Origin of the sequence: Paraburkholderia tropica (genome assembly GCF_014171495.1) — a bacterium.
Taxonomy (GTDB): Bacteria; Pseudomonadota; Gammaproteobacteria; order Burkholderiales; family Burkholderiaceae; genus Paraburkholderia; species Paraburkholderia tropica.
Map to the genome: position 1 here is coordinate 1,830,729 of NZ_CP049134.1, position 17,782 is coordinate 1,848,510.

Annotated in this window: 26 protein-coding genes; 10 read left to right on the forward strand and 16 right to left on the reverse strand. The window is 62.9% G+C overall.

Annotated features, from left to right (window positions below; all coding sequences use genetic code 11):
* Position 1 precedes the first annotated feature (1 nt).
* The 16 genes from G5S35_RS08240 to G5S35_RS08310 all read right to left on the reverse strand — a co-directional run bounded on the left by G5S35_RS08240 (position 2) and on the right by G5S35_RS08310 (position 12,203).
* Positions 2-460, reverse strand: a complete 459-nt coding sequence (locus G5S35_RS08240) for a hypothetical protein (RefSeq protein ID WP_183038174.1) — start codon at positions 458-460, stop codon at positions 2-4.
* Positions 450-779 (reverse strand): head-tail adaptor protein, encoded by a 330-nt coding sequence (locus tag G5S35_RS08245; protein WP_183038175.1) that lies wholly within the window; start codon positions 777-779, stop codon positions 450-452. The genes G5S35_RS08240 and G5S35_RS08245 overlap by 11 nt, the downstream gene beginning before the upstream one ends.
* Complete coding sequence (locus G5S35_RS08250; protein ID WP_183038176.1) at positions 776-1,360, reverse strand: head-tail connector protein; 585 nt, start codon at positions 1,358-1,360, stop codon at positions 776-778. Before G5S35_RS08250 ends, G5S35_RS08245 begins: the two co-directional genes overlap by 4 nt.
* Before the next feature lie 56 nt (positions 1,361-1,416).
* Positions 1,417-2,679, reverse strand: a complete 1,263-nt coding sequence (locus tag G5S35_RS08255; RefSeq protein WP_237181267.1) for a phage major capsid protein — start codon at positions 2,677-2,679, stop codon at positions 1,417-1,419.
* A gap of 66 nt (positions 2,680-2,745) precedes the next feature.
* Entirely contained in the window at positions 2,746-3,531 is a 786-nt protein-coding gene (locus tag G5S35_RS08260; RefSeq protein WP_183038177.1) for a head maturation protease, ClpP-related, read from the reverse strand.
* A complete protein-coding gene (locus G5S35_RS08265; protein ID WP_183038178.1) occupies positions 3,497-4,798 on the reverse strand; it encodes a phage portal protein in 1,302 nt (433 codons plus the stop codon). Before G5S35_RS08265 ends, G5S35_RS08260 begins: the two co-directional genes overlap by 35 nt.
* A complete protein-coding gene (locus G5S35_RS08270; protein ID WP_237181268.1) occupies positions 4,795-6,432 on the reverse strand; it encodes a terminase large subunit in 1,638 nt (545 codons plus the stop codon). The genes G5S35_RS08265 and G5S35_RS08270 overlap by 4 nt, the downstream gene beginning before the upstream one ends.
* Before the next feature lie 77 nt (positions 6,433-6,509).
* A complete protein-coding gene (locus G5S35_RS39400; protein ID WP_237181269.1) occupies positions 6,510-6,938 on the reverse strand; it encodes a P27 family phage terminase small subunit in 429 nt (142 codons plus the stop codon).
* A 295-nt stretch (positions 6,939-7,233) separates the two neighbouring features.
* Positions 7,234-7,554: an HNH endonuclease gene (locus tag G5S35_RS08275; protein WP_420874511.1), complete on the reverse strand. Its 321-nt coding sequence runs from the start codon at positions 7,552-7,554 to the stop codon at positions 7,234-7,236.
* A gap of 191 nt (positions 7,555-7,745) precedes the next feature.
* Positions 7,746-8,189, reverse strand: coding sequence for a hypothetical protein (locus tag G5S35_RS08280; protein WP_183038181.1), 444 nt, complete (start codon positions 8,187-8,189; stop codon positions 7,746-7,748).
* 11 nt (positions 8,190-8,200) lie between these two features.
* Complete coding sequence (locus G5S35_RS08285; protein WP_202034979.1) at positions 8,201-9,235, reverse strand: helix-turn-helix domain-containing protein; 1,035 nt, start codon at positions 9,233-9,235, stop codon at positions 8,201-8,203.
* A gap of 3 nt (positions 9,236-9,238) precedes the next feature.
* Positions 9,239-10,606 carry a replicative DNA helicase gene (dnaB, locus tag G5S35_RS08290; RefSeq protein WP_183038182.1) on the reverse strand — a complete coding sequence of 456 codons (1,368 nt, stop codon included), beginning with the start codon at positions 10,604-10,606 and terminating at the stop codon, positions 9,239-9,241.
* A 28-nt stretch (positions 10,607-10,634) separates the two neighbouring features.
* Positions 10,635-11,105, reverse strand: coding sequence for a phage regulatory CII family protein (locus G5S35_RS08295; protein ID WP_338048701.1), 471 nt, complete (start codon positions 11,103-11,105; stop codon positions 10,635-10,637).
* A 254-nt stretch (positions 11,106-11,359) separates the two neighbouring features.
* Positions 11,360-11,533, reverse strand: a complete 174-nt coding sequence (locus G5S35_RS08300) for a hypothetical protein (RefSeq protein ID WP_183038184.1) — start codon at positions 11,531-11,533, stop codon at positions 11,360-11,362.
* Positions 11,534-11,737: a hypothetical protein gene (locus tag G5S35_RS08305; protein ID WP_183038185.1), complete on the reverse strand. Its 204-nt coding sequence runs from the start codon at positions 11,735-11,737 to the stop codon at positions 11,534-11,536.
* A 136-nt stretch (positions 11,738-11,873) separates the two neighbouring features.
* The gene (locus tag G5S35_RS08310) at positions 11,874-12,203 is read right to left on the reverse strand and encodes a YdaS family helix-turn-helix protein (protein WP_183038186.1); all 330 of its coding nucleotides are present in this window, start codon (positions 12,201-12,203) and stop codon (positions 11,874-11,876) included.
* Positions 12,204-12,298: 95 nt separating this feature from the next.
* Between G5S35_RS08310 and G5S35_RS08315 the strand changes: the two genes are divergently transcribed.
* From G5S35_RS08315 to G5S35_RS08355, 10 genes are all read left to right on the forward strand, one after another.
* Positions 12,299-13,006: a S24 family peptidase gene (locus tag G5S35_RS08315; protein ID WP_237181270.1), complete on the forward strand. Its 708-nt coding sequence runs from the start codon at positions 12,299-12,301 to the stop codon at positions 13,004-13,006.
* Between the two features lie 308 nt (positions 13,007-13,314).
* The gene (locus tag G5S35_RS39990) at positions 13,315-13,440 is read left to right on the forward strand and encodes a hypothetical protein (protein WP_272904390.1); all 126 of its coding nucleotides are present in this window, start codon (positions 13,315-13,317) and stop codon (positions 13,438-13,440) included.
* A 3-nt stretch (positions 13,441-13,443) separates the two neighbouring features.
* Positions 13,444-13,644: a hypothetical protein gene (locus tag G5S35_RS08320; RefSeq protein WP_183038187.1), complete on the forward strand. Its 201-nt coding sequence runs from the start codon at positions 13,444-13,446 to the stop codon at positions 13,642-13,644.
* Positions 13,641-13,787 carry a hypothetical protein gene (locus G5S35_RS08325; RefSeq protein WP_183038188.1) on the forward strand — a complete coding sequence of 49 codons (147 nt, stop codon included), beginning with the start codon at positions 13,641-13,643 and terminating at the stop codon, positions 13,785-13,787. Before G5S35_RS08320 ends, G5S35_RS08325 begins: the two co-directional genes overlap by 4 nt.
* Positions 13,788-13,796: 9 nt before the next feature.
* Complete coding sequence (locus tag G5S35_RS08330) at positions 13,797-14,003, forward strand: hypothetical protein (RefSeq protein ID WP_183038189.1); 207 nt, start codon at positions 13,797-13,799, stop codon at positions 14,001-14,003.
* 35 nt (positions 14,004-14,038) lie between these two features.
* Complete coding sequence (locus G5S35_RS08335; RefSeq protein WP_183038190.1) at positions 14,039-14,608, forward strand: PRTRC system protein E; 570 nt, start codon at positions 14,039-14,041, stop codon at positions 14,606-14,608.
* Positions 14,609-14,618: 10 nt separating this feature from the next.
* Positions 14,619-15,005: a PRTRC system protein C gene (locus G5S35_RS08340; protein ID WP_183038191.1), complete on the forward strand. Its 387-nt coding sequence runs from the start codon at positions 14,619-14,621 to the stop codon at positions 15,003-15,005.
* Between the two features lie 183 nt (positions 15,006-15,188).
* Positions 15,189-16,259, forward strand: a complete 1,071-nt coding sequence (locus G5S35_RS08345) for a PRTRC system protein F (RefSeq protein WP_183038192.1) — start codon at positions 15,189-15,191, stop codon at positions 16,257-16,259.
* Positions 16,256-16,969 (forward strand): PRTRC system protein B, encoded by a 714-nt coding sequence (locus tag G5S35_RS08350; RefSeq protein WP_183038193.1) that lies wholly within the window; start codon positions 16,256-16,258, stop codon positions 16,967-16,969. Before G5S35_RS08345 ends, G5S35_RS08350 begins: the two co-directional genes overlap by 4 nt.
* 5 nt (positions 16,970-16,974) lie before the next feature.
* A complete protein-coding gene (locus tag G5S35_RS08355; protein ID WP_183038194.1) occupies positions 16,975-17,778 on the forward strand; it encodes a PRTRC system protein A in 804 nt (267 codons plus the stop codon).
* The last annotated feature ends 4 nt before the right edge of the window (positions 17,779-17,782 follow it).

Below are 17,782 nucleotides of genomic sequence, written 5' to 3' on the forward strand. Positions count from 1 at the left end.
GCTAACGGATGTCCAGCGCACTCGCGAACGCGACGCGCAGCACCGCCTCGACCTGACCAGCAGATTCCTGCAGTGCATCGGCCATGAAGTTCTCGCGCGGCTCGATCCGCCATCCGCCGGGCGCGCTGTGATGCGAGCTCGCTTTCGCGCGCACACCGTAGTGCAGATACGCGGGATAGAAGTGCGCGCCCATCGCCGGCGTTTTGTACGGTGCGACGCGCACGAGAAAGCCCGAGCGGCTGACCTTCACGCGAATGCTGCGGCGCAGGTTGCCCTTGCGCACCGCCGGATAGCCAGCGCCGCTTGACGTGCCGCTCGCGAGATCGGCACGCGCGCGACCGCGCACGATCGCGCCGGCCCGGCGCATCGCCGCGCGAATCTTCCGCTTGTCGAAGTCGATCCGCTTGTCGAACCCGTCGAACCCATCGAGGTGCCAGTAGATGCCCGGTTTATTCGCCACGGTGCTGCTCCTCCACCTCAAGCGTTGTTTCGCGCTTCGCGTGTTCGTGTTTGGCACGCCTGACGCGATAGACCCATCCGTTCCAGACGACCTCGTATTGCGTCGTGATCTCGTCGAACAGACGCATGCGCATGCGATGCGTGACACGCGCATCGGCCTGAACCGATGCCGCGTAGGCCACCGCGCCGACCGGCGTCACTTCCGCCCAGCGATCGACCTGCGCCGAGTAATCCGGCTCGACGCCCATGTCGAGCGTCGGCGCGTCCGTGCGCACGCGCAGCGTGATTCGATCGCGCATGCGTCCCGGCTTTGCGCTCATAGCGATTCATTCCTGTAACGGTCGATCAGCCCGGCGACGAAGCGGCCCGGCAGGCTGTACGTCTGCTCGGCCGTCTCGGACTCGCGCTGCTCGTAAAGCGTGCCAATCACCAGCTTCATCCAGCTGCAGCACGATTCAGGCACGGCGTCGGGCGAATCAAACGCGCCGCACTTGAACGTCACTTCGACGCCCTCGCCCTTCGGCCAGCCATTGCGCGGCACGATGTACGCCCGGCGCCGCAGACGGATGTCAGCGACGTCGACCTGCTGGGCGGCCCCGGTCAGGTCGGTGTACTTGATCGACACGACCTCCAGGACATCGCTCCACAACAGAATCCGCTCGCGCGGGAATTCATCGAGCCGCACGACACAGGTCTGCGGCAGCAGAGGCCGGTCCAGCTCTTTCTCAAGCGCCTCGCGCGCAGAAACGATCGCAGCTTCGATCAGCTCGTCGTCGGTATCGTCGTCGACGCGCAGATGCAACTTCGCCTGCGCAAGCGTGAGCGCCTCCGCAGCAGGCGCCGCAGTAACCTCGGGCGTATCGGCGCCGACCGCGTCCGGAAAGAATTCGCCGCGCAACATAGGAGTCCTCAAAAACTGGGCGAGCCACCTTCACAGCGGCCCACCCATGGCTTCGTTTAACCAGCTGCGGCCGCCATCGCCAGCGTCTTGACCGCACCGCCCACGTCGATCATGTTGCCGCCCTGACGGTTGAACGCGACGAAGCCGACCTGGCCGTAAAGCGTGAACGCCGAATCGACCATGCGGAAGATCGTCAGGTCCATCACCTCGCGGATGAAGTAGCTGGAGAAGTCGCCGAATGCCAGCGGCTTCTTGCCCGCCGCAGCCGAGTCCATTTCCTGCACAACCGTCAGCGGACGGTTCAGCAGGCGATCGGGCGCGCCGCCCGGGTTACCCTGCTCATAGCCCGGCACGAAGATCGGCCGCCCCTGCCCGTCCTTGATCTTGCGCAGTGCGCGCAACGAATCGTCGTTCATCGCCCAGCCCGCGTTCGGACGCGCGCGGTAAACAGGATCGACGCTGTGCTCAAGGTCGACGAGGTCGTCGTACGTGACGTCGGTTTCGGAGGCTGCTGTCTTGCCGACCCCGGCAGCGACCATCAGCCCCTTGGGCTGGCCGTTGCCCGTGCCGTTCATGAAGTGACGCGAGGTAATGCGCCCGACGCGCATTGCGAGCAGCGCCTGGATATACGCGTCGATGTCGAACATGCTGTCCTGGATCAACTCGAACGGAATCGCAATCGACTTCGACGAATACTTGTAGACGTCGAGCGACAGAGTGCCGAACGCCGTATCCGCTGCACTGGCCTTCTGGTTCTGACCGACGATCTCCCCTTCTTCGGACGTCGCATCCGCGGTCGGGAAGTTCATCTGCGCACCGGTGCCGGTGCGGATCGTCGTCGCGAGATCGCGAATGCCGCCGTACTGCTTCATGGCCTCCGTCAATTGACGGTAATACTCGGTCGCGACCGTATAGCCACCTTCCGAGCCCGTCGTCGTCGACATCGCGTTACGGATGTCCGGCGTCTGACGCGCGCGCATGGTTGCGAGATCTTCCGGCGACATTGCCGCAATGCCGCCGGCCAGATACGCGCGCATCGAGGCCGCGCCTTCGTTGTGCGAGCCCGGCGTCTTCGTGACCGCGTTGCGCAGGCCATCGGGGTTGCCGTTCAGCGCGTCAGCCGCGAGGCGCGCCATGAGGCCTTCGTGACGCTTGATCTCGTTCGACACATCGTCGATTTCCTTGATGCCGTCGTCGTAGGTCTTCTGCTGATCGGCACCCCACTTGTCGCCCGGATGGTTTTCGAGCAGGTTGTTGAGGTTCTTTGCGAGCGCATCGCGACGCTCCCGCAATGCCTGAATGCCAAGTGCAATAGCCATAAATGCTCCACTAAGAAAAAGAAAAGGCCGCTCGAAAGCGGCCTCGGGATTCGACGCGGGAGAGCGTCAGAGACGGTGCGACAGGTCGAGCCGGCGCTTCATCGCGGCCAGATCGGGAACGCGAAAAATCGGGTCGCCGCTCGCTGCCGGCGGCGTCGGCGCAGCGCTCGAATCTGCTGGCGCTGTCGGCGGCGTGACTGGCTGCTTCGGCGCCGGCGCGTTGCTGTATGCCGAGAGGTTCCACGCGGAGGCATTCGCACCCGCATCACTACCGGCGAGCCGGTGCGCAAAGCCCTTTTCAATGGCATCGGCCGAGGAAAACCACGTCTCAGCGGCCATCCACGCTGCAATGTCGGCCTCATCCTGCCCCGTCTCCTTCGCGTAGGTGCGAACCAGCGATGCATCGACGGCGTCGAGCAGGTTCGCGGTTTCTTTGAGCTCGTCCGCATTGCCCATCGCGAACGACCAGGCCTTGTGAATCATCACGAAGGCGCCGTCGGTAATCTCGACCTCGTCGGCCGCAAGCATCAGGAAGCTCGCGGCGCTGGCCGCCACGCCGTCGACGTGTGCAATGACCTTTGCCGAATGGCCGCGCACTGCCGTTTCCATCGCACGCGCAGCGAACACATCGCCGCCCGGCGAATTAATGCGCAGATGGATTACATCGGCAGTGATCGACGCAAGCGCCTGCACGAACGCGGCAGCGGACACGCCGCCCCACCAGTCGTCGGTAACGATCACGTCGTACACATAAACCGTGACTTCGGTGGCGTCGGCCGACGCCTGAACGCGCAAGCCCTGCACGCGCCCGCGGTTGTCATTGAGCAGCTGCAGGATCTGGTTTTTGCGCATCTTTGGTTCCCTGGAAAATAGTGTCGCCGTCCGGCACAGTCGGCAGGTGCAAGCGGCGGCGCACCTCGTTGAGCGTCATGATTCCCGGCTCGCCAGCGCGACCGCGCGCAAGGCGCAACGTTTCGTAGAGCGATTTCGTGTCACCCCGTTCAAGCGACGACACGTCATGGCGCACGCCGCGGTTTCCGCTGCGCACGACCTTGCGGTTGAGTTCCTGCGCGATCTTCACCATGTGTCGCTGCAGCGTGTACTTCACGAAGCTGATGCCGAACTGCTCGACGCTCGAGCCGAGCGTCGTGGTCTTCTCCGGCCGGCCGATCATGTAGGGCATCACACCGAAAATCCCGCAGACGTCGTCATCAGTCAGCTTGCGGCTTTCGATCAGCTGCGCATCAGCGACGGACATGCTGATCTCTTTCACATCCATGTCGCCGCCGAGGACGATCGGTGCATTGCTGTTGCTTAGCCCCGAATAGCGCTCCATCCATTGCTTGCGCAGCAGCAAGACCTTCGCTTCGTCCAGCTTGCCCTCTGCTTTGAGCACGAGATCGGGGCGCAGGCCGTCGCTCACCAGTGCTTCGATCAGTTCGCCAGCCGCCGCCGACATGCCGACCGGCTGCCGCAACACGTGCCGGATCTGCGACATGCCGCGCCGCCCGTCAAAACCCGGGCCCGGAACGTGGATCATGTCGTCCTGATCGACAACCTCGATCGTCCCCGTCGTCTCGTTCCACAGCGTGTAGACGAGACGGTCGTCGACGATGTCGGGAAACGCAGCCAGCGGGTGATACGGCTCGAAGGCTTCGATCTTTGACGACCACGGCGTCACGCGCCGGATGCGCATGAACATATCGCCATGCAGCAACAGCGCCTGAATGCCAAACTCCCAGCCGACCGCCGCCGACCAGCGCGGGTGCATCTGCTCGTTGAGCAGATACCAGAAGTCGGATTTCACCGGCAGCGTGTCGAGCCCGACCGACTCGAATTCCTCGATCGTCGTCGCGGCGATTGCCCCACCGATCAGCGACACGCACGAATACACGGTCGCAACGCTCATCGCGCCGCGCTCGCTGATCGGCCGACCACGGCCGGACACGCCCGTCAGCCAGCTATACGCTTCGCTGCCGCGCGTGATCTCGCTCACGGGCACCGGCCCGACCGAGCCCTGCGCATTAACGCGCTGCGCCTGGCGCTGGGCGTTCCACTCATTGAGGATGCGCGAGCCGCCCGGATCGGCGCGGCCCGCAGTGTTCGCGTTGTGCGTCATAGGATGTAGATTTCCGGTTCGGGATCGGGCTCGTGCGTGAGCGCCCGGGTGAGCGCCATGCACGTCGCGACGATCGGATCAATGCGCCCGTTCGACGTTTTCTTGTTCGGCCGGATGTTTTCGTTGGTGTCGATCAGCAACGTCACGTTGCTCGCGCACCAGCGCAAAACCGGATTACCGCCGTGCCGCAGCGCGCCGCTGTAGACAAGCCGCTCGAGCAGCTTCGCGCCCGGCGACAGACCCGCCATGTTCTGCGCCAGCTGCACCATCGGTACGCCCCGTTCGAGCAGCTCGCTCACGACGTGCGTCGCATTCCACGGATCGAACGCGATGTCCTGCACGTCGAATACATCGCAGGCCTCGACGATGGCGTCACGCACCGCGCCGTAATCCGCCACCGCGCCCTCGGTCACCGTCAACCACTCTTCTGCTGCCCACTTCGCGTACGGCGCCGCGTCGCTCTTCGATTGCTCATCGACCTTGCTCTGCGGTGCGAAGATACGAGCGACGACATACCACTCACCGCCTTCGTCCTGCGCTTCGACTGTGTCACCGTCGAAGTCCGGCGGCGGAAACACCAGCACGAAAGCGCACAAATCCTGTGTGCTCGCGAGATCCAGACCGCCATAGCACTTGCGGCCTGCGAGTCGGCGCACGACAAACGGCGCGCCGCCGCGATCCCACACGGCGATGTCGAACCAGCTCAACGCCGAGTTGACCCAGACATTCAGGTCTTTCGTCAGAAAGTTCGCCTTCGCGCTCGGCAGCTCGGCGGCCTTCGCTGCCTGCGCAACCATGTACTCGCTCGTTTTGGCACTGCCCAGGCTCGGGTTCGCCTTGATCCACACGTCCGGATTGAGCGGATCGTCTTTCGGGTCGAGCGTGTAGATGTAGCCGAAGAAGCTGTCGTCGACCTTCTTGCCCTTCAGGATCAGCGCGAGGTACGCGCGGATCTCGGTACAGATGCCGTCGAGAATGTAGCCAGCCGTGGTAATCGCCGAGATCAGCGGCTGCAGGCGCGCGCCAAGCGCCGACTCCATCACGTCCCACACTTCGCGCGTCGGATGCGCGTGCAGCTCGTCGACGATACACACGTGCGGATTCAGGCCGTCGAGCGAATCGGCGTTCGCAGGCAGCGGCTTGAAGATGCCGCTGCCGAGCGCGATACGCTCCTGATTCGTGCCGTCGTAGACCTTGACCGACTTCGCAAACTTGCGCGATCGGCGCACACGCCGCTTGTAATTGTCGAGCGCCGGCTTGAACACGCTCATCGCCTGCTCGCGCGTCGTCGCGATCGTGTACACCTCCGGGCCGATCTCGCCGTCCATCAAAAACAGATAGTCGGCAATGCCCGCCTTCCAGGTCGACTTGCCGTTCTTGCGCGCGACCTCTTCGTAGCCGGTGCGAAACCGGCGGCGCATGGTCGCGGCGCGACGCCAGCCAAACAGCACCGCGGTCCAGAAACGCTGCCACGGATCGAGCACGAGCGGCGTGCCAGCCTTCGCGCCCTTGATGTGCAGAAACTGCGATTCGATCCAGTTGATGCAGTGCCATGCGTGCGCCGGGCTGAACAGCAGGCCCCGCGCCGGGCCGTCGACGAGATCCTCGTAGTGCCGCAGCACAGCGAGGAACACGAACTCGCCAACAACGACCTCGCCGCGCAACACGGGCAGGCCGTACCCTACGTCCCACTCATGCAGCTCGGCCGGCGTCAGGCATGCGAGACGCTCGGGTGTGAGCGTGCATGCTCCAGCATCTGATCGAACAAATCGTCCTGCGGATTCGGATCTTCCATCTTCGATTTCGCGATCAGCATCGACGGCAGTGTCAGGCAGGCTTCCGGCAGACATTTGAGCAATCCGTCTTTCAGGCCCTTCGCCGCGTAGTAAAGTTGATGCGGCTGGACGTGCCCGTTCGGCGTCGTCGTCATGAACGATCCGTTGTTGATCTTCTCGAAGTCGCGCAGCTGCAGCTCAGCCTTCACCCAGCGCACGAAGTCGACGCACACGATCGCGAGGATCACGCCCGCCGTCTTGTGCGGCACGCCCTCCTCGCGCAGCGCGAGGCACAGGTAGTCCCACACCTTGCGGTGCGACGACTCGAAGTGCACGCCCGGCGGCGGCGGCGGGGACTCAATCACCTTTCCGGCACCGCCCGCGGCGGGTCGCGCAGCAACGCCACCAGGGACCGGCGTATTCGATTCATTCGAAGCCATAGAGCGTTTCCTGTGCGTGAGCCGACAAAAACTTCATCTCGCCTTGTCTGAGCGGCTCTATCGGGCGGTGTTTTTAACCCCCCCCTCTCTGAAAAATGCGCCACGAAAAAATTTGGCTGGGCGTTCGGTCCCGAAGCTGTTTTGCCCGGAAAAAACACGCCCCCTGCCCAAAAATGAGCAATCCTGAAAAATCGCCGAAAATTCGTGCTCGCGCGCCTGCTCAGCGCCGCGCGCGCCCGCGCACGCCTTCGTCGGCCGTCTTCGCCTTGTGGCAAGCGACGCAGATCGACTGGAGGTTCGACTCGTCGTCGGTTCCGCCTTCGGCCTTGCTCACGATGTGATCGACGTGGCGCGCCGCCGCGACGCGACCAAGCGCGAGACACGGCAGACACAGCCCGTTGTCCCGCTTGAGAATCTTTTCGCGCAGCTTGACCCACTTCGAACCGTAGCCACGTGCGTGGCGCGAGCCGCGATTCGGATTGCGATTCCAGCCGGCCGCCTCGCTCGCATGCGCGTCGCAGAAACCCGGCTCATCAATCAATCGACAGCAGCCGTGATGCCGGCATTTCGTTGGTGCTTTCTTCGGCATGACGCGGCCCAATGCAAAAAGCCCGAGGCTTTCGCTTCGAGGCTTTGAGGTTCGGTTTTCTCCGGGCGTGACGCGGTCCGGCTACGGCCGCATCACTCGGTAAGAAACACCGGAATCAAGTTGTGAAGCGGAGTGTATGCGACCTATTCCGTTTCCGCAAGAGGATTCGATTTGAGTTTGTCGATGATCGACTGCATCGAAACGAATTCACGCGTGGGATGCTTCAGCTCGCGCAGCATCTCTTCGAGGGCGCGCTTTGCGTGGGCAAACGCCAAGTCGAACACCGTTGTCAGGCTCACCCTCGGGCGGACCTTCGGGCGCACCTTCAGCCCGAGGCGGCGGCAGATCACAGGTTCCGGCATGCGCCAGACGAAATGCATCTGCAACAGCTTTCGATCCTGCGGCATCAACCGACGCACCGCCGTCTCGACCATCGTTGCATCAGCGAGATCTACCGTTGAATCGATCGTAGTGCCGCGCACGGTAGGAAAGTAGATGCTCGCGACGAGGCTGTCGCCGCCGCCGTCGCCGCCACCGCCGTTACGCTGCGAGCGCGCCCAGTTTTCGAGTCGTTCTTCAATTTTCATGCGGTCCTCGCTCATTCCTCGTGATAGCCGATGTGGTCCCGGCAGTAGCCGCGCCGGGACGACCCGGCGCCGATGATTGTGGTGGCGCGTCGCGCGCAGCGGCAGCCGTTTTCTTCGTGAGCGCACTGGCGGTCGTCTGCTGTTGGCGCGGCGGCAACGTGAGCTGCGCCTTCGGCGCGCTTCGCCTCGATCGCAGCGTTGCGGCGTCTACGGATTTCGTCCCAGTTCTTGCGCAGTCGTGCTGGCGCGATCACGATGGCGGACCAAAAACGGTCCTCATCGGCCCACGCAAAAAGTCGCGCGATTTCCGGCACCGTGCGCCCGTCGTCGCGAATCATCGCGGCGACTTGATCGGTCCATTCGTCGATATCGGGCTGCGCCAGATCCGGCATGCGTTTGTGAATGCGATCGAGCATCCACAGCGCCAGTGATCGATCCTCGCCATCATGTTTTTCTCTCTGAACGCCGGACGTGGTACTAACCACAGAGGTATTAGAGAGAGAAGGTGTATACATACTTCTGTTAACTGGTTTACTAGTAGGAACGTCGTTCCGGTAACTTTCGCTTTCGCTGCTCAATTTTTGAGCAGTTTCGGAACGTGCTTCCGGTTGATTGCCTTTTTTTTGAGCATTACCGGAAAATGGTTCCTCTTTCCGGTTTTCGATGGGTTTACCGGAATCTCCTTCCAATTCGAGGTTATCCGCAGCCTCGCTGGCCGCAAGATCGAATCCGGCCATGTCGATCTGCGTGCGCGCCGCGCTCTCCGGGATCGAGAGGCGATAGTGCCCATGCGCCCACTTCCGGCCGCGCTTGCGCGATTTCCACCGGGTCAGCCATCCCGATTGCTCTGCGACCGTGAGGTGTGTGCCGACACTGCGCTCGGTGAGGCTCGCGAGCTCGGCGATCGTCTCGACAGACGGCCATACGATCTCGTCGACGCCATTGGCGTACTCAGCGATCACGAACAGCACCAGCTTCGTCGTCGACGGGAGCTCACTGCGCGCCATCGCGCGACGCCACGTAAAAAATGGTGAAATGGTTCTCATGCGTCAGTAACCTGAATCCGGCTCGGCGAAATTTTCGAACCGGGTAATTGCGTTCTGGAACGCCAGGCGCACGGTGCCGATCGGACCGTTACGCTGCTTGGCGATGATGATTTCGGCAGTGCCGCGGTCGGCGCTGTCCGGGTTGTAGACTTCGTCGCGATAGATGAAGAGGATCACGTCGGCGTCCTGCTCGATCGCGCCCGACTCGCGCAGATCGGACATGACGGGTCGCTTGTTCGGACGCTGCTCCAGGCCGCGGTTAAGTTGCGAAAGCGCAATGACCGGCACGTCGAGCTCCTTCGCGATCTGCTTGAGCGCACGCGAGATTTCCGCGACCTCGCTCGCCCGCATTTCGGTGCCAGCGCTGTCGCCCGACATCAGCTGCAGGTAGTCGATCACGATCACGCCGAGCCGGCCGCGCTCGCGATGCAGGCGGCGCAGGCGCGCCTTGAACGCAGACGGCGTGATCGCGGAACTGTCGAGCACGTCGATCTGCGCATCGGCCATCGTCTGCACGCCGTGCGTGAGCCGCGGCCAGTCGTCGTCCTCAAGGCGGCCGGTACGGAGGCGCTGCTGATTGATTCGCGATACCGACGCCAGCATGCGCATCGTCAACTGCTCGGTCGGCATTTCGAGAGAAAGCACGGCGGCAGGCAAACCAAGCCGAATCGCGACGTGCTCTGCGATGTTCATGGCGAAAGATGTCTTGCCCATCGACGGGCGTCCGCCGACGACGATCAGCTCGCCGCCGTGCATGCCATCAAGGCGCGCATCTAGATCGACGAAACCCGTCGACGTGCCGGTGATTCCCCCGCGATCCTCGCGGTTGAACAGTTCGTCGATCCGTTCAACGACGCGCGTGAGTGCGGGCAACATGGGCTGAAACTCGTCTGCGCCGCGCGCAGCGGTTTCGGTCAGCCGCTGGATGCCCGCGAGCGCCTGATCCAAAATCTCGGATGACTGCCGCCCGGCCGTGTTGTGGCAGTTTTCGATCAGCTGCCGCCCGACCCGCACCGCGCCGCGCAGCTGCGCGCGCGAACTCACGATCTCGGCGTAGCGCGCGATGTTCGCCGCGCTCGGCGTCGAGCCGACGAGATCGTTGAGGTAGAGAAGCGGCTGCTCGACCTTCGCGCCCGTCGACGTCAACCGCTCGTAAACCGTGACAACGTCGGCCGGCCGTTGCGCGAGAATGAGGTGCGTGATCGCGTTGAAAATCGCGCGGTGCTCGCCTACGGTGAAATCTTCGGCCGTAACCGTGGCGCTGATCAGGTCATACGCGCTGTTGTCCAGCATCAACGCGCCGAGCACTGCCTGCTCGGATTCGACAGACGCAATGACCCCTTGCGCTTCAGCTTCGTAGCTGGCGCCCATTAAACCCCCGGTATTCGTGAAGGCGTCGTTACTGCTGCGCGTCGACGAGCGCGTGCGCGGTCTGCACCGCTCGCTCGATCTGTCGCTGCCCCTCGCGCGCGATGCGCTCGATCGATTCGACTTCGCGCGGTTCGATCTTCCCGTCCTCGGCCGCCTTACGAATCTCGTCTGCCAATTGCCCCGTGCGATTGCTCACGACGAGCGCTGCGTTGACGAGTGCGGCGATGCCATCGCGCGCCGGATCGGCCACCGTCTCGGAGGCGATCAGCCCAAAGCGCGCGTTGAACGCGTGGACCGCATCCAGCGCGTGCGGCTGGTTTTTCTCAACCATCCACTCGACGAGCAGCTCGAACATTTCGCCCGAAATCCTGGCACCCTCGACCTCTCGCAACTTCAAACGAAGCGACTCGGCGCCGATGCGCACGCCGCGGCGCTCGGTCAGAAAGCGCGCGGCCTCCTCCACCTTGCCCGGCGTCTTGAGCACGGACGTGTAGAGCACATCGGTCCATGCGGTCTCGCTATATCTCGACGTCACGTTTTATCCCCTTGTGGATAACTGTTTTTCATGCTGTTAACCGACTCCAAGGTCGCCTACGATTCACGCAAGCAACAACCCACCGAGCCAGCGATGACCAACAAAAATGAATCGACACACGCCCATGCGACAATGGCGCCCAACGGCACACACCGACTTTCTGCATGGCGCAAAAAACAACTAGAACGCGTAGGCGAGCGCACCCGTTCGTGCTCCGCTCAATCGACTCGATCGAGCGTCACCCGCCCTTCGTCAACGCGCCACGGCAAGCGATCAGATTGCGCGGCGTCGAGACAAGCCCGTTCACGGCCGTCGATGCGGGCGCGGGATGACAACTCGGTCAGCACGGGGCGAAGCAGGAATAGCAGCGCACGGACGTATAGGTTTTTCATTTATCGGGGCTGCGGCTGTGGAATGGTCGGCAGATCGCGGGAGGCTGAGGCATCGCGAGAGATGAGCGCGTTCACCGCCACAACTTCGGCGACCAGCGATTCGCGTAAGCGGGTGAGAGCCAAACCGCTCACCCCACTGGCTGCAGCGTCGCAAATCGCACTGATGATTTGCGCCGCCTGCCCGCGGTTAATTTCCGGTTTCATGCTGAACTCCTTTGGCGCGGAGGCGCGCCATGCGTAACAGGGTCGCGGGACAACGGCTCGCGGCACGCCGTGTGAAAGCGGCGATCGCCCTTTCGGCGCAGCAACGACGTAACGACGAACGTTTCAGGCGCTTTCTTCATGCGCTTGTCTCGCCATCCTCGCGAGGAGCAACACCGGCAGGCGGTTGAACGTCATCGCTTGATGCGATGCCATCGGCGTCGCCCTCTCGAAACGCCTCACGCAGCGCCGTCCAATCAAGATCCGGACGAAGGTCTTCGCAACGGACGCCGGTTAATCGCTGAATCAGCGCGCAGCGTTCCATCGGCGTTCCGCGGCTGACCCAGTTGGCGACCGTCTGCGACTTTGTCTTGCCGCCGATTAGCGCCGCCAATTGGTTCAGACCGCCCGCTTTCTTGATCGCCGCACGTAGGGCCGGCGCTCCGGGATGAGGGGTTTTGGTCTTCATGGCGGCAAATATACACGCCATGTGAGTTCACAGCAATTGAAATGTGAGTTCGCTTTGTGAGCCACAAAGCGTGAGCGAACAGGTAACCTTTCATCATGGAAACTGCAAAAATCTCGTGGGAACTCATCGCCGAGAAGCTGGATCGTCTTGGCAAGAAACCCGCGTGGCTCGCCGACCAGCTAGGCGTCGGGAGCAATGTCACAACGAATTGGAAAAATCGAGGCGGGGCGCCGCACAGTCGCGCTAAAGCGCTCGCAATGGTGCTTCGATGCTCAACGGATGAATTGCTTTCGGGCTCTAAAGATTTGCCCGTCAAAAGCGATACAAAATCTTCATCAGACGCTTACAATGAATTTCATACGGGTGACAACTTCGCGGCTGGTCCAGACCTCCGGCCGCGTTGGTACCCTGAGATTTCATGGGTGCAAGCGGGGATGTGGACAGAAATTGCAGATAACTTCGTAGCGGCAGAAGACACTAAAAAGTACCAATGCCACATAGACTTAGGCCCGTACGGCTTTGTCTTGAGAGTCGAGGGATTGTCGATGACGGCACCGCCCGGTGTCTCGCCGTCCTTTCCGCCCGGTATGTTGCTCTTCGTTCGCCCTTACGAAGATGCAGTCCCCGGAAATTTCGTGGTAGCGAAGCGGAACGGCAACACCGCGACCTTCAAAAAGCTAACGACCATTGATGGCGAGCTGTATCTCGAAGCCCTCAACCCGAACTGGCCTGAACAGTACATGAGGGTGCAACACGACGATGTGATCTGCGGTGTCGTAAAGCACGCCGGCTTCGATCTCTAAACACCCGACATAGACAGCCCCGCGATGCGGGGCTTTTTTTCGTCCATCGGAGACACAAAAAAACTCACGCACATTTTTTACTTGCGTGAAACTCACACGCTGTGTATTCTGCGCCTGTCGAATCACTCACAAGGAGTGTCACATGCGCAGCTACCGTTGTTTCTACCTGATGAAGGGCGATGAGCCGAGCCCGGTCACGCCCTTCGTCTAGATCCAGGCCGCTGACGCCGTCAGCGCCGCTCAACTCGCGATGCGTGTCACGGGCTGCGCCCACGTGACCGATGTCGTGCGCGTCGCGGAATAACGCGATGACGCTCGACCAACTCGAAAAGCTCGCGAACGGCTGGCCGTTCAAACGCGACTGGCACGCGTTCGCCGTGCTGGCTGCTCTCTATTTGCTGGCCGCCTCCATCGCGCCGCTCTGCGGAGCCTGAGCGATGGCGACCACGCACATCAACGACAAGCGGCTGACGCCGGCCACGATCGAGGCGCGCATTACTTCCGCCGCCGAATACGCTGCCGCGCACTCGCGCGCCAACGACGACAACGATCGCGCGCAACTCTTCATTGCCGCCGTGACGGGCTTCTTTGCTGCGAATGTCGCGCACTCGCGCGCGGCGAGCCCGGGGGCCGCATGACCAGCAACCCGCAGAAAACCATGCCCCTGTGGCTGATCTGGATCATCGCCCCGATTGCGCTCATCGCACTCTCGGCGATTCAGGTTGCCCTGGACCCCGAGTCCGCGCCCACGCAAACGCCGCGCGTCGAACGAACCGCCTGAGGCTCGACCATGGAACGAGGACATCTCCCCCGGCATTTGCTTCGCGCCGAATGGCAGCTACTCAGGATGACAGGCGACTTCGACGCCGCGATCCGGCGCCCGGAGATCGTCCAAACGCTCGAAACCTCGGCGCGCGCTCGCGAAGAACGCGACCGGCGGCGCGCCGCCGCACGCGCTGATTCAAAGCTGCGCGCCGCCGGCGACTACGACAGCTAACCCGCTTCGCTCCACCAACCAAACGAGGTGACCACATGTCCCTGTTCACATCGCTGCACCCGCTCGCGCGCCGAACGACGCTCACGCTGCTGATCACTGCCGAAGGCGACCAGCTGCGCGTGAATGTGATGCCGCGCCCCAACGACGACGCCAAGGGCGAAAAGACGCTCTACCCGCTTTCGCTGCTCGCGACGCCGGAAGAACTCGACGCCGAATTCGCGGACGCCGTCTCGATCTACGAGCCGAGCATCGCGTCCGTGCTCGACCAGGCGCGCGCCGCGAGCGCCGCCAACAGCAACGGCAGCGCGGCCGCCGCACTGCCCGCGCCCGCCGGAAACAAGCGCAAAGCAGGTCGCCCGCCGAGAGCGGATAAAGCCGAAGGCGACAAGGCCTCAGGCGAGAACAGCGGCAGCGCACCGCCCGGAGTCGATCCGCGCCAGATGAGCATCGACGACGCATCCACGCCGGCCGGGGGAGCGGGAAACGCCGCAGCTGCGAGCGACGCGGCGGATGTGACTGCGACACCCGCGTCGAATGCCGCGGCCTCCAACGATGCTGGTACCGCGGCGGCTAGCGGTAGCGGTGCCGGCCTGGACGCTTGGTGAGGAGCCACCCATGAAAGTTGAAACGCTTGCTCGCGAATTTCTCTACAACGGCGCGCGCCTGACCGACCCGGCGCCCGGCTTCTCGCTGCAACAGGTCCGCGACTTCTATGCGAACACGTACCCCGAGATCGTCAATGCCGAGATCGAAGGGCCTGAGGTGAGAGGAAACAGGAACGTGTACACGTTCCGCCGCGCCGTTGGCACGAAGGGCTGCACGGACCAGTTGATCGACGCACGAGCGCAGATTGAATCGGTGCTCGCGGCGGGGAGCATCGTTCCGCAGCCTATTCGTGCATATCTCGCGGAACTCGATAACGTCGCGAGCGCGCACGTCTGTCCGCTGCTCGACGAGGAACTCGCGTTCCTCAATGCGCTGAACGCGCGCTATGCAGGCTAACGCGATGACGCTCGAACAACTCCGCGCAGAACTCGAAGGACGCGCACGCGGCGACGCACACGCCGCGACGCTCGCGCCAGACGCAACACGCGACCCTAACGCCGAGAAGCTTTATCGACTGGCGATGCACCGCGCGCGCGGAACCCGCATGCAATTGCCTCACAACCAGATGCCGCTGCTGCCATGACCAATCAGGCTCTCGCGCTCCCCAATCTTGAAGGCATTCCGACACGCTATACCGTGCCGGTTGCCGATTCGTTCCTGCGCCCCCTCGCACTGTCGATGCTCGACGACGGCCTCATCAACGATGCCGATGTCGCGCGCCGCCCTGCGTCGACGATGACACTCTGCACCAAGGCACTCAACCGCCATTGGCGCGAAGTGGCGGATCGGCTCTCGCTGTTCCAATGGAACCTCCGGATCGAAGAGAACCGTAGCTCGAACAACTTCCACTGGCGGCCGCAAGACGACATCAAGCATGCGACCGCGTGGGCACTGATCACCACGAAGAACGGCCCGGTCAGCGGCCCGATCGTCTGCGTCGGGCCTGCTGTCGAATGGCTCGAAGGTTTGCGTGCAGGTCTCGGTCAAACGATTCTCGCCGCGCTGTATGACGTGCTCGCCATGCTGCCGCTCGTCTGCACCACCAGCATGATGATCGACATGGGCAAGTACGCCTACTGGCAACGCTGCGCAACTGAGGAGGACGCGATTGAGGAATTGCTGGCCTGCTACGACTGCACTCGCGAAGAGCTGCTGACCGATCACGAATTTGTCAGCCACAAGGATCTGTTCGGCTCGATGCCCGAGTGGGCCGGCAATCCGAAACGTGTCCTGACGCGGGCGCAGGTAAATCGCGTAGCACGCGGCGATCGCTTCGCGAGTGAGCTCGTCGACGCAATGGACGAATTGTGGACGGCGCTCACCTTCTGCGGCCCGTTCCCCGACCTTTCAGCCCGCCACCTCGGCGCCGACCTGGTCGATTTCACGCTGATAGTCCGCTGGAACGAGGACGATTCGACCGAGCGCGTGATCGATGACCATGCGCGCTTCGCCTACGAAGGCGACTACATTGAAGCCGCGAGCGTGACGCCGATTCGCCTTACCGACGACTCAGACCACTCATCACTGCGCGAATGGCTCCAGAAAATGCAGTCCACCGCATTGCTCGCCCGCGCTGCCGAACGTGTGCTTGAGCTTCTCGGCTCGCGCGACTTTATCCAGCCGCGCACTTTGGTACGGGTGTTCGCATGAATGATGTCCAGATTGCGTGCGAGTCCGACACGGACCTCGAAATTGACGCCGCTTTGCTGTTCTACCGCGCTCGCGCCAACGGCGCCGTATACGCAACGCAGCACGCCGTACGCGTGGTCGACGATCGACCCGCATTGCTCCCCGGCGTCCCGCTCACCCTCGAAGCGCTCGCGGAATTTGCCGATCTTGCTGCGCGCCGCACAAGTTATCGCGGCTTCGTACACGAGCGCGTCGTGTACTTGGCGCCGAACGTGCTTGTCTGGTGGGTGCCCGCCTGCACGCGCCGGGTCTGGTTTCAGCACACGGGCGAACTCGGTAACGCGTCGGGCGACTGCCAGCACCCGCCCCTGGTGTTCGTCGCGACGCGCGGCAAGTGGTCCGTATTTTCGCTTCGCGAGAACGCCCGCCCGGACGCGCGGACCGCACTCTACCGCGCTCCGTATTTCAACGTGTGGGAGGACGGACGCATCTGCATCGGAAACGTCGTCACCCCCGACACGATCGATAGCGACAGCATCAAGCCCTACGAAGATGCATTTTTCCGCAGCCGGTTTACGCATGCGAACGCGGACAAGCTGATCAAAGGCCGCGGCGGCGCCGTGCGGCTCTGGAAACAACTGCTCGCCGGCGCGCCGTTCCCTCTCCATCAACTGATCGACGCCAAGTGCACGCTCGCCGACGTCGTCAAAACCATCTCGACCGAGGACTGACCAACATGGAACAACTGCTCAACGCATTCCAAACCGCCGCACATGCAGGACTGCAAAACATCGCTGCGGCGCTCGATCAATTCTCGAAAGGCGTCGCCGACGAAATCGCACGCGCGAAACCGCGCGCGATCGCTGCCTCCGAGGATGACGAGCAGCTGCACCTCGACGTCGCACTGTTCGACAGCGCGCCGACCGTAGTCGTGCCTAAGCACGCGAAGTTTGCCGCCCTTAAGGAAATCGGTCACCGGTTCCTGATGACGGCCGAAGGCGTTTTCGTCGAAGTCCGCCGCCCGTGGCTTCACATCATCCAGCGCCTCGCGTGGACGCGCGACGCGGCCAACCCCTGCGCCGGTCCGGTGCCGCCGTACGGCACGGTCGAAGAGAAGGTCGAATTTGCATTCGGCCGGCTCGGCAGCGCATTGCAAGAGCTCCAGGCATTCGCCGCCGAAGCGCGCGCAGCTCTGCCGAACGAGTACGCCGCCTGGATCGTCTGGGACGCCGAAAAGCAGAAGCTGCAATATCGGCCGCTCGTCGCAACAAACGCAACGCCCGGCTCGATCACCTTCGAGCGCCCCGCGCTTGCCGAGCACGAGAGCCTCGCGATCGACCTCCACAGCCACGCGGACGGCGCCGCCTTTTTCAGCGCGACGGATGACGCCGACGATGCTGGCGAAGTGAAGATTTCCGGCGTGTTCGGCGGGCTCGGGCCGGACACGGCGCCGGACGTCGCGTTCCGGCTCTGCGTGCTGGGCATGTTCATCCCGCTGAAAGTGCCCGCGTCCGCGATCTTCAAGCAGCCGGAGGCTTGAGGGA

What these genes read in the sequence shown, in the direction of transcription:
- G5S35_RS08245 (WP_183038175.1), bottom strand. Translation starts at nt 779, where the DNA reads ATGAGCGCAAAGCCGGGACGCATGCGCGATCGAATCACGCTGCGCGTG.
- G5S35_RS08250 (WP_183038176.1), bottom strand. Translation starts at nt 1,360, where the DNA reads ATGTTGCGCGGCGAATTCTTTCCGGACGCGGTCGGCGCCGATACGCCC.
- G5S35_RS08255 (WP_237181267.1), bottom strand. Translation starts at nt 2,679, where the DNA reads ATGGCTATTGCACTTGGCATTCAGGCATTGCGGGAGCGTCGCGATGCG.
- G5S35_RS08260 (WP_183038177.1), bottom strand. Translation starts at nt 3,531, where the DNA reads ATGCGCAAAAACCAGATCCTGCAGCTGCTCAATGACAACCGCGGGCGC.
- G5S35_RS08265 (WP_183038178.1), bottom strand. Translation starts at nt 4,798, where the DNA reads ATGACGCACAACGCGAACACTGCGGGCCGCGCCGATCCGGGCGGCTCG.
- G5S35_RS08280 (WP_183038181.1), bottom strand. Translation starts at nt 8,189, where the DNA reads ATGAAAATTGAAGAACGACTCGAAAACTGGGCGCGCTCGCAGCGTAAC.
- G5S35_RS08285 (WP_202034979.1), bottom strand. Translation starts at nt 9,235, where the DNA reads ATGAGAACCATTTCACCATTTTTTACGTGGCGTCGCGCGATGGCGCGC.
- dnaB (WP_183038182.1), bottom strand. Translation starts at nt 10,606, where the DNA reads ATGGGCGCCAGCTACGAAGCTGAAGCGCAAGGGGTCATTGCGTCTGTC.
- G5S35_RS08300 (WP_183038184.1), bottom strand. Translation starts at nt 11,533, where the DNA reads ATGAAAAACCTATACGTCCGTGCGCTGCTATTCCTGCTTCGCCCCGTG.
- G5S35_RS08305 (WP_183038185.1), bottom strand. Translation starts at nt 11,737, where the DNA reads ATGAAACCGGAAATTAACCGCGGGCAGGCGGCGCAAATCATCAGTGCG.
- G5S35_RS08310 (WP_183038186.1), bottom strand. Translation starts at nt 12,203, where the DNA reads ATGAAGACCAAAACCCCTCATCCCGGAGCGCCGGCCCTACGTGCGGCG.
- G5S35_RS08315 (WP_237181270.1), top strand. Translation starts at nt 12,299, where the DNA reads ATGGAAACTGCAAAAATCTCGTGGGAACTCATCGCCGAGAAGCTGGAT.
- G5S35_RS39990 (WP_272904390.1), top strand. Translation starts at nt 13,315, where the DNA reads ATGACGCTCGACCAACTCGAAAAGCTCGCGAACGGCTGGCCGTTCAAA.
- G5S35_RS08320 (WP_183038187.1), top strand. Translation starts at nt 13,444, where the DNA reads ATGGCGACCACGCACATCAACGACAAGCGGCTGACGCCGGCCACGATC.
- G5S35_RS08325 (WP_183038188.1), top strand. Translation starts at nt 13,641, where the DNA reads ATGACCAGCAACCCGCAGAAAACCATGCCCCTGTGGCTGATCTGGATC.
- G5S35_RS08330 (WP_183038189.1), top strand. Translation starts at nt 13,797, where the DNA reads ATGGAACGAGGACATCTCCCCCGGCATTTGCTTCGCGCCGAATGGCAG.
- G5S35_RS08335 (WP_183038190.1), top strand. Translation starts at nt 14,039, where the DNA reads ATGTCCCTGTTCACATCGCTGCACCCGCTCGCGCGCCGAACGACGCTC.
- G5S35_RS08340 (WP_183038191.1), top strand. Translation starts at nt 14,619, where the DNA reads ATGAAAGTTGAAACGCTTGCTCGCGAATTTCTCTACAACGGCGCGCGC.
- G5S35_RS08345 (WP_183038192.1), top strand. Translation starts at nt 15,189, where the DNA reads ATGACCAATCAGGCTCTCGCGCTCCCCAATCTTGAAGGCATTCCGACA.
- G5S35_RS08350 (WP_183038193.1), top strand. Translation starts at nt 16,256, where the DNA reads ATGAATGATGTCCAGATTGCGTGCGAGTCCGACACGGACCTCGAAATT.
- G5S35_RS08355 (WP_183038194.1), top strand. Translation starts at nt 16,975, where the DNA reads ATGGAACAACTGCTCAACGCATTCCAAACCGCCGCACATGCAGGACTG.